The organism is Listeria cossartiae subsp. cossartiae, assembly GCF_014224155.1.
Taxonomy (GTDB): Bacteria; Bacillota; Bacilli; order Lactobacillales; family Listeriaceae; genus Listeria; species Listeria cossartiae.
Genome location: NZ_JAASUI010000001.1, coordinates 1,401,364 through 1,417,199, shown reverse-complemented (window position 1 = coordinate 1,417,199; position 15,836 = coordinate 1,401,364). Strand labels below are relative to the sequence as shown.

Here is a 15,836-nt window from a genome sequence, read left to right as displayed (position 1 = left end):
CGCTTACTAGGAGTCAATCATTGTAAGATTTGGTGAATACTTATACTTTATTATTCACTTAGTAATAATTCAAAATGATAAATAATTAAATAAATAAGAAATTTTAATAAATAAAACAACATATATTTTGAGTGAATATGAACTTTTTGTGAATCGTGGAAATAGGAGTGCATAAATTATGAATAATAACGCATACTATGTAATATTTTGTGATTAAAAACGCAATGTTACACATATTGTGTAAGAATAACTCTAAATAACTTTTGTTTTTAATCGTTCGCGACAAGAATCGGACATTTCATTACATTTTTGGTTATACATCGCTTTTTTATGATACCCTTGCATTGCAACTATTGATTACAAAAAAGGAGGCAACAAGATGAACAGAAAGATGAGATTATTAAAAGGACTAATGGCTTTAATTGTAGGTGTAAGCATTATATCAACCCCAATTATTACAGCCTATGCAGCGAGTAATAAAGTAGCCATTTCGATGAACCGTCGAGCTGTAAGTGGTGCTGCAAATGGAAAATATCATTCATTGAACAAAGGAACGGTTAAATTGAACGTTTCGGCTAAAGGCTTCGGGAATAGTAATCCCACCTCTACGGTAACTTTGCACAAAGAGAAATTTGGATTCGATGATTACTATGGCAGAGTCACCATTTCTTCAGGAAAGAATTATTTTTATAAAAATAAGACAAAAGAATTTCCAACAAAAGCAAATGTGAAATCAAGTAAATACTATTTAAAAGCTGAAAAAGCCATGGATTGGTACACAGTGAAAATCGAAGGAACCATTAGTAACTAAGAATTAGGAGAGTTGACATGCTTAGATTTTCTGGATTAGTAATGACAATCGCTTTAATTGTATATATTGTCTTTTTCTTATTAAGATGGTTGAAAAGACGAGAAAAATTAGAGATGATTATCTTTAAAACATGTTTATATGTATATGCTTGTGGTGTAATCAAGTATACGATTTTTCCCCTTATGGTAAATACTTTCTTGATAGAAGATACAAAAATATTTGCAACAGGCCCTTATATGAATTTAATTCCTTTTAATTCAATAAGTGAAATGTTTATTGCAGGAAGGGAAGCTGCTGCTTTTCAAATAGTTGCAAATATTATTATGTTTATTCCCCTTGGAATGCTTTTACCATTATGTTATCCAAAATTAAGATGGAAAAGTGTTTTTGCTATAAGTTTTATAGCAACCGTCGGGATTGAACTTGTTCAATTATTACAGGATCTTATTTATCAAGCACCCTTTAAGTTTGTCGATATTGATGATGTAATACTGAACTTTTCTGGGGGCATTATTGGATATATGATTTTTGTTATGTTTAGGCCTTTGTTAAGGAAAATGGGATTATACCCAAATGTGTAAAAAATTAAAGACATCTAAGTGAAATTATTAGATGTCTTTTTTATTATAGTATTTTTGTAAAGTACACATCATACAACCAATGTAAGTAGGGAAGGATATAAATTCATCCATTTATATAGAAGAAACTCGTCATATAATGTCATATAGAATCATACAAATAAAAAGCATTGTGGGATTTTTGTGGGATAAAAGTTATCGTGACTACAAAATCGTTGTATTATCAACGTATTTAAAAACTTCTTATGTTCCAAGTGAAAAAATAAGTCAATTTTAAATTGATTAGTAAAACCCCGTGTTTTCTTAGAAAATGCGGGGCTTTTTCTTTTTAAATATTTTCATGCACGCTTACTAGGAGTCAATAATTGTAAGATTTGGTGAATACTTATACTTTATTATTCACTTAGTAATAATTCAAAATGATAAATATTTAAAGAAATAAGCAATTTTAATAAATAAAACAACGTATATTTTTAGTAAATATGAACATTTTTTGAAGTGTGGAAATAGAAGTGCATAAATTGTGAATACTAACTCATACTGAGTATTATTTTGTGACTAAAAACACAATGATACTCATTTTGTGTAAGAATAACTCTAAATAACTTTTGTTTTTAATCGTTCACGACAAGAATCGGACATTTCATTACATTTTTGGTTATACATTGTTTTTTTATGCTAAATTATATTTGTGATAAATATTAGCTATCCAAGAGAAAGTAAAAATTCAAATTATGCGGGCTTACTCAAATCATATACACATAAATATCGCCCGTATGGTTGAACATTAAATTATGAAGGATGTGGAAATAAATGAAAAAAGTAAGCATGGAAAAATGGCTTATAGGAGTTTATGTGTTTACTGTCATAGCTTCTATATGTATCTATTTTGCAACAGGCTTTCTAATTATGTTGGCATGTGCTTTTATATCACTTTTAGGCACAGCATTCCAAACTTTAAGATACAGGAATGCAAAGAAAGAAGCTAGTCATAGTTAAATCATGAAAGCTATTTTATTCAAACATTAAATTTTGAAATGGATGTGTGATTCATTTGATACTTGGAAATGTTTTTAGTTATTATGATACTTTATGGGTAATAATTTTACTACTACTACTTATTGGGGGTATTGCTTGCATTCGTAAAATTAAACGTAGAAAAAAACAACAACGATAAAAAGAAGCAACCCTTGCAAAGTGGGCAAATAGAAAGTTACCTCTTAATTTAAAGAACGATAGCAGAAACTCGTCGTACAATCAAACAGTACTGACACAAACTTCACCAACTACAAAGGAGAAACAAAAAATGAGTAAATCTAAAGGGATTGAATACACTTTTATAATTATAATGCTATTAGCAGTACTTGGCTCTTCGATGATTAATGAATCGCTAACTTGGCCAATTCTCATTTTAGGCTGTTTGATTCATGCTTTTTGTATGGCAGATAAGAAAGATGTTTTGCGCGTGGATTTAGTTATTATCGCTATTCTGGTATTACTTAATAATTTCGATCCGTACAAATAATACTTTTTAATCATGTATTTTTTCCACGCTAAAAATGGTTTAACATCCATCTTTTTTTTGCTATACTTGAGAAAGAGAATATTAACGACAAAGGGAGAGCAACATGAAAAAAATCATCAAGATAGTTTTAATTGGTTTATTTATGCTATTTTTACTAAATAGTTTGTGGACGATGATACAGACGAAAGAAGGAATGAATTCACCGCTCTGGCTACAACTAGTCTATTTGCTTATTTATGCAGTTTCCGCGTTTGCTACCTATAAAGAGAAATGGTATGGATTCTTCGTGGCATTTGTATTCGGTATAGTCGTTATGGTAGTGAGTATTATCATTAGTATATAGCTAAAAACCTCGATAAAAGATCGAGGTTTTTTTATTTATCAAAGTTTAATATACCATTGGTGAATATTTATGCGATAGAAATATAATATTTTATATGTTTTTACAGTTAACAGTATTAAATATTGAGGTGCTAATAGGGGATTATGAACATTTAGTGAAGTCTCACAAATCTGATGTATAAAAAATAAAAAATCACTCTAAAACGAGTGGAAATGCGGGTTTACAGTAACTTTTAGCTCAAAAAGAGTAATAATGATTATAATTAAGAGTCTTTTTAAGTCATTCGCGACCTAAAACTGGCATTTCATTACATTTTTGGTTATACAGTCGAAATTCATGGTACAATTTTTTAAGCGAGGGAAATTTTTTTAAGCGATTGACTGATAGTATGCTCTTAACTGAACATGTTTTTAGTGGAGTAATAACAATAGGTTGTTTAAAGTAATTCCTATTTTTATGATAACTTCAAAGAAAGAGGTGAGCAAAAAAGGAAGTACTTTTTATGCATCAGGCCAATTTGAACGAAACGCTGATGGGGATTTTAATAGATAAAATAGCGGATCCAAAATTGGTTAGAAGAAGGTGGAAAAACTGTATTCTAAGGGAAGAATGTTAAAAATAATTTTATTTTTAACAGGATATGTATACGGTTTCATCTAACTAAACAATTACTTACAAAGAGGGGCGACACAGAATGAAGAAATTAGTAACATTGTTAGTAGCGTTTGTCTGCTTATGGACGGTTTTCCTTCCAGGACAAGAAGCGAGTGCAGCAGCAAAAATTAATGGCTGGGATCTAGTGGATTCTAGCAAACACATGGATTACTCCGGAAATTCAAAATATATGTCTTTTATTAGAAGTGGCGCTAACACTTGGAATGCCTATAAAAAAGGTGTTATTAGACCAGCATCTGCAACGAATAAATCAGATGTATATTGTAGTGATATTTCAGCAAATAATAATATCAATGCAACGACTTATAGCAATGGGAAAATCACTTTTAATAAGAAAAATATGGATAAAAAGAATAACGCGGGGAAACAAAATGTAGCTACACATGAACTGGGACATGGTTTACGACTAGCGCATAATGCATCTTCGGACGTTATGTATCAGTACAGTACGTCGAAAACAACTTTATCCACGAATGATAAAATATCGTATGACGCAGCATACAAAAAATATTAAAAAGGGGTACTCACATTGAAAAAAACAACTATGGGAATTATTGCTTCAGTAGTTAGTATTTTAGGCGTCGGCTGTTTCTTGACAGTAAATACGTATGCCGAAAAAGCAGAACCAAAGAAAAAAGACGTACCAACTTATGCCATTTTTTCCGACTATACACTTGATGTAGATAATCCGAATGAAGTCGTTGGTGACGCTGATTATGTTTTTGTAGGGAAAGTAACAGAAGAGACAGGAACTGCTTATAAAAATAAAACACCAATCGAGCAAGAAGATGGTTCGATAGCATACATTGGTGAGGCGTATACAAATTATAAAGTAGAAGTAATTACTAATTTAAAAAATGAATTAACAATCAATAAAGAAATTTCACTTGAAAAACAAGGCGGAATTCGTGAAGACGGATCTGCTTATGATGTATTTGAAGATGACCAACTGCCGGAAGTAGGCAAAGTATACATCTTCACTGCATATATACAAGACGATGGCTCCTTGCTTGTAGCGGGCGGGAACTCGACTATTTCCTTCGATGAGAAAACGAAAAACATTGATACGGAAAAAGAAGTTATTAAAACAGAAGAATTTGAGCTATATGAAGAAGCAGTGGAAAACCAAGTAGTTCCAGAAGAAAAATAAGGTGAAAGCATAACGATAGGTACGATAATCGTTATGCTTTTCTTTTATGTAATAAAAATAATTTTTAAACAATTTGCAATTATTTGTTGCGCTTTCAAAAAAAATCGGTTAAACTAATAACGTTGCATAATAAAACAAAGGAGGAATGGACGATGAATAATTATATGAAGACTTCAAACAAGGCATTATTGCGCGTAAAAATAGAATTTATTTCACCGGACCATTTCGAGAACAAGGGAGCTCTCCTTTAATTTGGTTTTATTTTATACAAAGTGGTGACAAATAAATATATTTTTTCGGGTAATAATGGGCAGAAATAGGTCCATTATTTTTATTTGTTCAATTTTAAGGAAAAAAGGGAGGGAAGGTTGTTTGAAAATTTATAAAGCATTAGGCTGGTTTTTTAAAGAAAATTGGAAATCTTATGCGTTTGGGGTAACAATTTTGTTTACGATTGCGCTTTTACAGCTGGTTCCACCGCAAATTATCGGTTATACGGTTGATGCTGTGACGAACGACTCGCTGACAAAAGATAAATTGATTAAATGGATGGTTATTCTCGTTGTGGCAGCTGTTCTTGCATATGGCGGTCGCTATGTTTGGCGGATGTTGATTTTCGGTTCTGATAATAAATTACAACGAACGTTACGCTTACGATTATTTGAACATTTTACGAAGATGTCACCATTTTTCTTCCAACGGTATCGTACGGGGGATTTAATGGCACATGCCACAAATGATATTACAGCCATTCAGCAAGTGGCAGGAATCGGTGTTTTAACTTTATCAGACTCGGTTTTAACGGGCGGAACTGTTATTGCGACAATGGCGATTACGATTGACTGGCGGCTGACATTGATTGCGTTACTGCCGATGCCGTTTATGGTACTCGGAAGTTCGATTCTAGGTAAAAAGCTACATGACCGTTTCCACGGGGCACAAGCAGCTTTTTCGATGCTAAATGATAAAACGCAAGAGAGTATTTCCGGAATTAAAGTAACACGGACATTCGGGCAAGAAAAAGAAGATATTCAAGATTTTGCGAAACAAACCAAAGAAGTCGTTCAGAAAAATATTTCTGTTGCAAAAGTGGATGCGATGTTCGATCCGATGATTTCGATTATTGTAGGGATTTCTTTTGTGCTTTCCCTCGGTTTTGGCGCGAAATTTGTTGTTGATGGGCAGTTGACTATCGGGCAAGTGATTGCATTTTCAAACTACTTATTTTTATTAATTTGGCCGATGTTAGCATTTGGCTTCTTATACAATATTATCCAGCGCGGGAATGCATCTTATGACCGGGTGCAACATTTACTTGCGGAAAAAGAAGATGTGCTTGACCATGATGGCGCGATTGACACGGTTCCGGTTGGTGACTTACAAGTAGAAATGGACCGATTTACGTATCCAGATGAAACCGAACCCGTCTTGTCTGCTATTCATTTTGAATTAAAAGCTGGCGAAACGTTGGGGATTGTTGGCCGAACTGGTTCTGGGAAAACATCCTTATTAAAACTTTTAATGCGTGAATATGATACGTATGAGGGGAAAATTGCTTTCGCTGATGTGAAAATTCAAGATTATACGGTTCGAGCTTTACGGGAAGCGATTGGTTATGTGCCGCAAGATCAGTTTTTATTTTCGACAACAGTGCGAGATAATATTCGTTTTGGTAAACCAGATGCATCGCAGGAAGAAGTGAGCAATATCGCGCAGCTCGTTTCAGTTGATGAAGATATTCTTGGCTTTGAAAATGGCTATGATACGGTTGTCGGCGAGCGCGGTGTTTCACTTTCGGGTGGACAGAAGCAGCGACTTGCGATTGCACGTGCGCTAATTATGAACCCGGAATTGCTTATTTTAGATGATGCACTTTCGGCGGTAGATGCGAAAACAGAAGAACAAATTTTAGCTAATTTAAAAGAAAATCGTTCTGATAAGACGACGATCATCAGCGCACACAGACTTAGCTCTGTGGAACATGCGAATTTAATTATTGTGATTGACAAAGGGCAAATTGTGGAGCGAGGAACGCATATGGAACTCATGGCTTTAGATGGCTGGTATGCGGAAATGTTCCATGAGCAACAATTGGAGGAAGCTTTGGAAGAAGGGGGTGCGGCAGATGGAAGCGATGAATGAGCAAGAGGAAATGTTAGTGATGTCCGGTAAAGAACATCGTGAAGTATTAAAACGAATGCTTAGTTATACGAAATACCATATTCCAAGCTTAATTTGGACTGGGGTACTTGTTCTTCTCGTAACGCTTGCGGATGTATTCGCGCCCATTTTGATTAAAATATTCTTGGATGATTATTTAACGCCGATGAATTTAGAGATGCAAGCTTTGCTCATTCTTGGAGCGGGTTACTTGGGGCTGACGATTGGGAAATCCGTCGTGTGGTATTTCCAGTTGCTGTTCTTCCAAAAAATTGCGCTTGAAATTGTTCAACAAATGCGGATTGATATTTTTACAAAACTGCATTCACTAGGTATGCGCTATTTTGATAAAACGCCAGCTGGGAGTATCGTTTCGCGTGTGACAAATGATACGGAAGCGGTGAAAGATATGTTTATTAACGTACTTTCTACAGCGATTCAAAGTTTGTTTATGCTTGTTGGGATTTATGCGGCAATGTTCGCGCTCAATGTGCAATTAGCGCTATATAGTTTACTTTTGTTCCCACTGATTGTCTTTATTATTTTTGTATACCGGAAATACAGTTCACAGTTTTACCGGGCACGAAGAGAAAAATTAAGTCAATTAAATGCGAAAATTGCGGAGTCGATTTCAGGTATGTCGATTGTGCAACAATTTAATCAAGAGCGTCGTTTAGTAAAAGAATTTGAGAAAATCAATAAAGATTACTACGATGTTGGTATGAAAAATATTAAATTCAATGCGTTACTACTTGGACCGGCAATTGATTTGATTTATGCGCTTGCTGTTGTGATTATTCTTAGTTTCTTCGGAGCGGAGTCTTTAATCGGGCCGGTAGCAATCGGGACAATTTATGCGTTTATTAGTTATTTTGACCGTTTTTTAGAAGCGATTTATAACGTAATGGAGCGGCTGGCGATGTATCAAGAGGCAATTACAGCGGCGTCGAGAGTATTCCGGATTATGGATGAAACAGAAGAAGTTCCAGCCCAATTAAACGATCCAGAAGCGAAAATCACACGCGCCAAAATTGAATTTAAAGATGTTTCGTTTGCTTATGAAGGTGGACGTGATGTGCTGAAAAACATTAGCTTTACGGCTGAACCGGGACAAACAGTTGCACTTGTTGGTCATACGGGGAGCGGGAAAAGTTCGATTATCAATTTAATGATGCGTTTTTATGAATTTGAACGTGGCGATATTTTGATTGATGGTAAATCGATTAAGTCGCACGAAATTGCTGAATTGCGCAAGAAAACGGGTCTAGTCTTACAAGATAGTTTTATGTTTTATGGGGATATTAATACCAATATCCGTTTGTATAATAAAAATATTACCGATGAACAAATTGAGGATGCCGCGAAATTTGTTCAAGCAGATGGATTTATTCAAACATTATCCGATCAATATAAACATAAAGTGATTGAGCGGGGCGCTTCGTTTTCAAGTGGACAAAGACAGTTGATTTCGTTTGCTAGAACGGTTGTGACGAACCCACAAATTCTCGTTTTAGACGAAGCAACAGCGAATATTGATACCGAAACAGAAAGCTTAATTCAAACTGGGTTAAAACGAATGAGAGAAGGACGTACGACGATTGCGATTGCGCATCGACTTTCGACAATTAAGGATGCCGATTTAATTTTAGTTTTATCCAAAGGAAGAATTATCGAGCGTGGTACACATGACAGTTTGATTGCCGAACAAGGGGTGTATCATTCGATGTATCAATTACAAAATAGCGGAATGGATTTAGACGAAGCGCTTTAAGCAGAGAAGTTTATTTCAAACGGTAAAAGGAATATAATGAGGAGCGAAGTGTTACAGCAGATTAGTAGGGGGAATTAAAAGTGTCTTTAATCATTTCAATTATCATTACACTTGTTTTTGGGGCTGGAATTATCATGATTCGAATGAAAGCATCAAAACGTCCAGCAAGTGTGAAAGGGATTATCATACCGCCAATTATGATGTCAACAGGCGCTCTCATGTTTGTTATTCCTTTTTTCCGTGTTTCGTGGGTAGATATTTTAGAAGCTATAGCAATGGGGCTTGTATTTTCAGTTATTTTAATTTGGACAACGAAATTTGAAGTTCGTCACAAGTATGTATTTATTAAACGAACAAAAGCTTTTCCGGTTATTTTGATGGGGTTATTACTGATTCGGATTTTTATTAAGTACTGGATTAGTGGTAGTTTAGAAGTGGGCGAGTTATCTGGAATGTTCTGGATAATGGCGTTTGCAATGATTGTGCCGTGGCGAATTGTGATGTATTTCCAATATAAAAATACCGAAAAAGAGCTTAGTAAAGTAGAAGTAAGCGGAGAGTATGAATAATCGTAAAAGCATTTTTCAAAACAGCTTGAATTATTCCATATGAATAGCTTATAATGAATAATGTTACATCGTGAGTAATGTTACTTGCCGGATGGGTGAAGCATATCCGAGACTGACGCGGCCAGTTACAAAAGGGCTTCCGAGTTTGGCTTGATAAAAAGGAGGACATCATCTTGAAAAAATGGTTATTAGTAGTTTTAACTTTAGCACTAGGTTTGTCGCTTGCGGCTTGTTCTGGTTCTAGTAGTTCTGACAAAAAAGAAGACACAAGCAAAGAAACAACAAACGATAAAGACAAAGTATTAAATTATTACATGGACTTAGTAAACGTTGTTAACGAAAACAATGGCGATTACAACGCTTATGTAGGAGCAGTTGGCGCGGATCCTAAACCAGCTGAAGCAGACCTTGCAGCTCTTGCAAAACCAGCTAGTGAATCAGCGCTTAAAGTATCTGAAGCACTTGCTAGTGAAAAAACACCTGACCTTGGTAAATACACAGATGATTTTAAAGCAGCTGTGAAACAATTAAGTGATGCTTACAAATTAGAAGCAGACGCACTTAAAGCTAGTGGTCGTGATACAACTAAAGCAGACGAAGCGATGGCAAAAGCGGACGAAGCAATTGCTGGCGTATTAAAAGATGCAGGACTTAATCCTTCAAGCATCACAACTGATACAGCTTCCTGATAATAAAGAAACCGAAATAAAAGACTATCAATTGAAAAGATAAAAGCGGAACATAATGTGTGCGATATAACATTTGCTTGCTATTTTTCAGTTAAAAGCCCTTTTATTTCGGTTTTTTTGTTTAAGAAATGCCGCTTAATAGGTAAAATAAAGTAATATAGAGGTGAATTGCAATGGGCGCTTGGGGTTTCGATCCTTGGGATAGTGATGAAGCGGCAGATTGGTTTGGGGAGTTTATGAAACATGTGGATATCGATTTTATCATCCAGACTGTAGAAGAAGTTGAAAATAATGAATATGATTATGATCGAATTAGAGCGGTATCATACATAGTAGAAATGCTTGGGAAATCATATATTTGGCCAGTTGACTACTATGAAAATCTAGATAAAATGGTGGAGAAACTAATTAATTTGTTAACGTTAATGATTGAACCAGATTCTGATTTTTTAGATATGTGGGGAAATAATCCTGAAATTAAAATAGCTGTACAAAAACAAATAGATGCACTAAAAAAAAGACAGCAAGGAAAATAAATGTTACTTTCCTTGCTGTCTGAGACGGTTTCTAAAAAGAAGCTGTCTTTTTTTATTTGTTTTTTGTTTGATTAATTTCATTTTGAAGCTGTTCGAAAGTGTTCATTAGTTCTTGAGATTTAACTTCTAGTAGCTCTTTTTGGTCAAGTTCGGTATCATTGAATAGTACCGGATCGCCAAAACGAATAATAATCTTTTTGCGTTTTAAAATTTCTCCAAATGTTTTTGGTCCATCATAAACGGCAGGTAGCATTGGAACTTTTGCTTTGTGAGCGATAGTTACTGCGCCGCGTTTTAAATGAAGATTGGTCGTTTTTCTAGTACCACTTGGGAAAATTCCGACTACTTTGCCAGCTTTTAGCATCCGGATTGGCGCTTTAATGGCGCTTGGTCCAGGGTTATCACGGTTGACTGGAAAGGCGTTAAGGTGCGTCATAAGCCAGTTAAGGAATTTACCTTTGAATAGCTCTTGTTTGGCCATATAATGCACTGGTGTTGGCGATAGGGCGAAACCGAGGTATAAGATTTCAATCCATGACGTATGCGTGGAAACAACCACATAAGGTGCTTCAATGATTTTGTCTTTGTTTTGTACTTGAAATCGTCCACCAATAATAATTAAAATAAAATGAACGAGGTTTTTTGCGAAATGATAAAACAACTTCTTCACTCCCAGTATTGCTAGTTATTTTTTTAAACTATATCTAGTATACTTAAAATTGACGAGTTTTGCATTAAAAATAAATAATCTCTGAGAAAAAGAAATGAGGTAACCGATGAAATTTTTACATACAGCCGATTTGCATTTAGGGAAAATTGTATCTGGTGTATCGATGCTTGCGGAACAAAAGTACATTTTGGCGCAAATAACGAAGATTGCCGAGGAAGAGCAAGTAGACGCACTTATTTTGGCGGGGGACTTATATGACCGCGCTGTGCCGCCTGCTGATGCGGTGAAAGTGTTAAATGATATTTTAGTGAAATGGAATGTCGAACTTGGTATTCCGATTTTTGCAATTAGCGGGAACCATGATAGTGCCGAGCGACTTTCTTTTGGTAGCCAGTGGTATGAAAGTAGCAAGCTTTATATGAAAGGGAAATGTACTTCGGAGTTTGAAGGAATTCCTTTTATGGATGCGGAAGTGTGGCTTGTACCGTATCATGAACCAGCAATTATTCGCGAGGCTTTTGCGGATAATTCGATTCGTAGTTTTGAAGACGCTATGCAAGCTGTGACGAAACAAATTCGTTCCAAATGGGATCCAAGCAAGGCGCAGATTTTGGTTGGACATGCGTTCGTTTCTGGCGGGATTCCGAGTGATTCCGAGCGCCAACTAGCGATTGGGAATGTCGACCGTGTTTCGACGAATTGTTTTGACGGTTTTACTTATACCGCGCTTGGTCATTTGCACCATCCGCATGCGATTCGCCATCCGTCTATTTTTTACAGTGGTTCACCTTTGAAATATTCTTTTTCAGAAGCGAATGATCATAAAAGTGTCCGGATTGTGGAAATTGATGGCAAAGAGCTAGTTAGTGTGACAGAACGCTTTCTAACGCCACAACATGATATGCGGATTATTTCGGGAACGCTTGCGGAACTGACGGAAAACTTAGTAGAAAATCCTGATGACTTTTTTCAAGTGAATTTAATGGATGAGGGTGCTTTGATTGATCCAATGGGGAAACTGCGCCAATTTTATCCGAATATTTTACATTTAGAACGTAAAAAACAAACATTAAAAGAAACGCAAGATAGCTTTGAAGAAATAATGAAAAAAGATGATTTAGAGCTGTTTGGCCAATTTTTTGAATATGTCAATGGAACGGAATTAACGGAAGCTCAACAACAAAAGTTGGCGGATGTTTTCGAACAAGCGAGGAAGGAGGATGCCGAATGAGACCGATTAAATTAACGATGCAAGCGTTTGGAGCTTATGCTAAAAAAGAAGTAATCGACTTTGAAAAACTGGGAACGGAGCAGATTTTCGTGATTTCGGGTAAAACAGGCGCGGGAAAATCAACTATTTTTGATGCGATTAGTTTTGCGATTTTTGGCAAAGCGAATACATTTGATCGAGAAAGTTTTTCGATGCGCAGTCATTTTGCAACGGATAAAGAAGTTACCGAAGTTACGCTTGCTTTTAGATTGAAAGATAAAATTTACCAAATAAGTCGGATTCCACAGCAAGAAATTGCGAAACAACGTGGCAATGGAACGACTACTTCTCCGCAAAAAGCCGAGTTATATGAGTTGATTGGCGACGAGCTAAAACTACTAGCAAGCTCCGTTCGTGATGTGAATACGAAAATGGAAGAATTAATTCAACTGAATGTGGACCAGTTTAGACAGATTTTGATGATTCCACAAGGTGAATTTAGAGAATTACTCGTATCGGATAGTAAAGAAAAAGAAGTGATTTTGCAACGGTTAGCGCATACGGTTTACTATGAGAAAGTCGAAAACTTATTATGGGAAAAGCAAAAAGAAGCGGAAATTTTGGTTGTGGAAGCGCGTAAAAAAGTGGCAGAACTTGCGGAACTAAGTTTACCGGGAGTGGAGGTTGCTGGGAAAACGACGAGTGAAATCAGTGTTTTGCAAACCGAAGCTATACAGCAAGAACAAGCAATTTTAGCAGAATTAGAAACGGAACTGAGCGTTATTCGGAAACAAACCAGTGAGGCTGTCGAAAAAGTCACGCTTGCGAAAGAACAACTGCTTGATTGGCAAAATTTAGATGCATATACAGCAGAAGTAGCTAAATTGGAAGCAGAAAAGAATTTTTATCAAGCGATAGAAGTGCGAGTGGAAGCAGCCAAAAGAGCGAGCAATTTACAGTCTCAAGATGCCCTTTGTATTCGTTTGAAAGAACAATTGGAAGCGGCAGAGAAAACAGAAAAACAAGTGGCGCTGGAGGCGGAGCGGATAGCAGTTCAATTTTTACATGCCAAAAAACAAAAAGAAATGTTGGCGGAAAAAGAAGTCGAATTAGAGGCTAATAAACGTACGCTGTTTCAATTGGAAGAAATGGAACCGAAAATTATAGAGCTAGAAACGGTTACTGTCCAAAAAAGACGCGCCGAACTAGACTGGAAAGAAGCGGCTGACCATTTAGAAAAAATCGTGAAAAGCGAGCAGGAAATTATCGCAGAAATGCAGTTGATGGAAGCGCGACTTGGGGAAATAAATCAAGCGGAAATCGCTAATTTAGAAGCTATTAATGAGCGGACAACAATGGAAGCTGACATCGAGAAAAAGCAAGAAATAGTTAATAAACGAATGAAAATGGCTGCATGGAACAAACAGAAACAAGAAGAAGAACGAACGCTAGCCGAGCTGTTAACCGAAAAGGCAGAAATAGAAACAACGATAAAACAAGAAGAAGTAAAACGACAACAAGAACAAGCAGCCATACTGGCGACCCATTTACATGAAGGAGATGCTTGTCCAGTCTGTGGTTCGGTGTCACATCCAGAACTCGCGGAATTTGGAGAAGCCGCCAATCTTGAAGCACTCGAAGCAGCTAGCGCAAAGCTACACGAAAAACAATTAGCGATTGATTCAGTGGAAAAATCCATCAGTCAACTCGAATGGCAACTAAGTGAATGGGCAGATATTGCAGATGTGCCTCTAGCTGAGGTCGAACAAACATTAGCTGAAAATATCCAACAAGCAAAAAATGTAACAGAACAAATAGAAATGCTACAAGCCAAAATCGCCCAAAAAGAAATCATCCAAGCAACACTACAAACATTAAAAACCAACCAAGATAAAGCCGAAACAGCCAAAAATACTATTGCAGTTCAAGTAGAACATTTGCATCAGCTAGTTCAACAAGCTACCGGAAAATTAAGCTATTTAGAACAATCGATTCCAGCTGATTTGCGCGATAAAGCCGTTTTTGAGCAGCAGAAAAAGGAACTAAATGCCAGTATTCAAGCGCATATCAACCAAGCAGAGCAAGTGGATGCAGTATTTAAACAAGCTGAAAAAGCGACAACCCAACTCGAATCAACGTTACAATCCGCGAAAAAAACTACTTTGGGTGCAAAAGAAGCATTACAAGAACAACGCGAACTCTTTAAAGCGGCGATGAAACAAAATGATTTTTCGTCCTATGACGCCTATAAACAAGCGTTAATGTCCGCCGAAGAACTAAAAAGCCAAGAGGAACAACTGGCCGACTTTGAACGGAAACGCCATTTAGCCATCTCGCGCCAAGCGGATTTAACAGAGAAACTTAAAGATAAACAAAAGCCAAATATCGAACAACTCGAATTCGTGATGCACGAAAAGCAACAACAACTCAGCCAATCAGAAGAAAATACCATTAAACAACGCGAATTTGTCGCAAAACGCAAAGAACTGATCGAAAACTATCAAAATAGCATTCAAACCGTTGAAAAAGCCGAAGCAAACTATGCGGATATTGGATTACTAGCAGATGCTGCCCGCGGGAAAAACGCCCGCAGATTAACATTTGAACGCTACATTTTAGCGATGTTCTTAGACACCATCATCCACCGAGCCAACCACCGCCTATCGAAAATGACGAGCGGCCGTTTCGAACTACAACGAAAAATGGAAAAAGCAAAAGGAAATGTCCAAAGTGGCTTAGAACTTGAGGTGTTTGACGAATATACCGGGCTAACACGACACGTAAAAACACTTTCGGGGGGAGAAAGCTTTAAAACTTCACTCGCACTTGCTTTATCGCTCGCGGAGGTAGTCCAAGAAATGGCGGGCGGGATTTCGCTTGAAACCATGTTTATTGATGAAGGATTCGGCACGCTGGATCCAGAATCGCTCGAAGCCGCAGTCGAATGTTTACTCGAAACACAAGAAAATGGGCGCCTAGTTGGAATCATTTCCCATGTGCCAGAACTAAAAGAACGAATTTCCGCAAGGCTCGAAGTAACCGCGACAAATCACGGAAGTACGACTAAATTTATTACCGCTAGTAGCTAAAAAACCGCTTGCGTTGCCGTCACTCGTCTTTTCCTATATAATAGTAGTTTAGAGTAATGG

At 36.6% G+C, this 15,836-nt stretch carries 15 protein-coding genes; 14 read left to right on the top strand and 1 reads right to left on the bottom strand.

From position 1 onward, the window contains the following. Positions 1–379 precede the first annotated feature (379 nt). The 12 genes from HCJ30_RS07150 to HCJ30_RS07095 all read left to right on the top strand — a co-directional run bounded on the left by HCJ30_RS07150 (position 380) and on the right by HCJ30_RS07095 (position 10,807). Positions 380–811, top strand: coding sequence for a hypothetical protein (locus HCJ30_RS07150; protein WP_185391548.1), 432 nt, complete (start codon positions 380–382; stop codon positions 809–811). Between the two features lie 17 nt (positions 812–828). Further along, positions 829–1,392 (top strand): VanZ family protein, encoded by a 564-nt coding sequence (locus HCJ30_RS07145; RefSeq protein ID WP_185391547.1) that lies wholly within the window; start codon positions 829–831, stop codon positions 1,390–1,392. 810 nt (positions 1,393–2,202) lie between these two features. Continuing rightward, the gene (locus HCJ30_RS07140; RefSeq protein WP_185391546.1) at positions 2,203–2,388 is read left to right on the top strand and encodes a hypothetical protein; all 186 of its coding nucleotides are present in this window, start codon (positions 2,203–2,205) and stop codon (positions 2,386–2,388) included. Positions 2,389–2,695: 307 nt separating this feature from the next. Then, positions 2,696–2,914 (top strand): hypothetical protein, encoded by a 219-nt coding sequence (locus HCJ30_RS07135; protein ID WP_185391545.1) that lies wholly within the window; start codon positions 2,696–2,698, stop codon positions 2,912–2,914. A gap of 103 nt (positions 2,915–3,017) precedes the next feature. Continuing rightward, the gene (locus HCJ30_RS07130; protein WP_185391544.1) at positions 3,018–3,257 is read left to right on the top strand and encodes a hypothetical protein; all 240 of its coding nucleotides are present in this window, start codon (positions 3,018–3,020) and stop codon (positions 3,255–3,257) included. 694 nt (positions 3,258–3,951) lie between these two features. Further along, positions 3,952–4,446, top strand: coding sequence for a matrixin family metalloprotease (locus tag HCJ30_RS07125; protein WP_185391543.1), 495 nt, complete (start codon positions 3,952–3,954; stop codon positions 4,444–4,446). A 15-nt stretch (positions 4,447–4,461) separates the two neighbouring features. Then, positions 4,462–5,082: a cell surface protein gene (locus HCJ30_RS07120; RefSeq protein WP_185391542.1), complete on the top strand. Its 621-nt coding sequence runs from the start codon at positions 4,462–4,464 to the stop codon at positions 5,080–5,082. A gap of 372 nt (positions 5,083–5,454) precedes the next feature. After that, entirely contained in the window at positions 5,455–7,224 is a 1,770-nt protein-coding gene (locus tag HCJ30_RS07115; RefSeq protein WP_185391541.1) for an ABC transporter ATP-binding protein, read from the top strand. Then, the gene (locus HCJ30_RS07110; protein ID WP_185391540.1) at positions 7,208–9,013 is read left to right on the top strand and encodes an ABC transporter ATP-binding protein; all 1,806 of its coding nucleotides are present in this window, start codon (positions 7,208–7,210) and stop codon (positions 9,011–9,013) included. The genes HCJ30_RS07115 and HCJ30_RS07110 overlap by 17 nt, the downstream gene beginning before the upstream one ends. 80 nt (positions 9,014–9,093) lie before the next feature. Beyond that, positions 9,094–9,582 carry a CcdC family protein gene (locus HCJ30_RS07105; protein WP_003739099.1) on the top strand — a complete coding sequence of 163 codons (489 nt, stop codon included), beginning with the start codon at positions 9,094–9,096 and terminating at the stop codon, positions 9,580–9,582. A 173-nt stretch (positions 9,583–9,755) separates the two neighbouring features. Next, positions 9,756–10,271, top strand: coding sequence for a hypothetical protein (locus tag HCJ30_RS07100; RefSeq protein WP_185391539.1), 516 nt, complete (start codon positions 9,756–9,758; stop codon positions 10,269–10,271). A gap of 173 nt (positions 10,272–10,444) precedes the next feature. Then, complete coding sequence (locus tag HCJ30_RS07095; RefSeq protein ID WP_185391538.1) at positions 10,445–10,807, top strand: DUF4259 domain-containing protein; 363 nt, start codon at positions 10,445–10,447, stop codon at positions 10,805–10,807. 52 nt (positions 10,808–10,859) lie between these two features. Here HCJ30_RS07095 and HCJ30_RS07090 read toward each other — a convergent pair whose 3' ends face one another. Beyond that, positions 10,860–11,468, bottom strand: coding sequence for a lysophospholipid acyltransferase family protein (locus HCJ30_RS07090; RefSeq protein WP_008948009.1), 609 nt, complete (start codon positions 11,466–11,468; stop codon positions 10,860–10,862). A gap of 115 nt (positions 11,469–11,583) precedes the next feature. Here HCJ30_RS07090 and HCJ30_RS07085 point away from each other — a divergent pair, with 115 nt between their 5' ends. Further along, on the top strand, positions 11,584–12,708 hold the full coding sequence (locus HCJ30_RS07085; protein WP_185391537.1) for an exonuclease SbcCD subunit D: 1,125 nt from the start codon (positions 11,584–11,586) through the stop codon (positions 12,706–12,708). Then, positions 12,705–15,776, top strand: a complete 3,072-nt coding sequence (locus HCJ30_RS07080; RefSeq protein ID WP_185391536.1) for an AAA family ATPase — start codon at positions 12,705–12,707, stop codon at positions 15,774–15,776. Before HCJ30_RS07085 ends, HCJ30_RS07080 begins: the two co-directional genes overlap by 4 nt. The last annotated feature ends 60 nt before the right edge of the window (positions 15,777–15,836 follow it).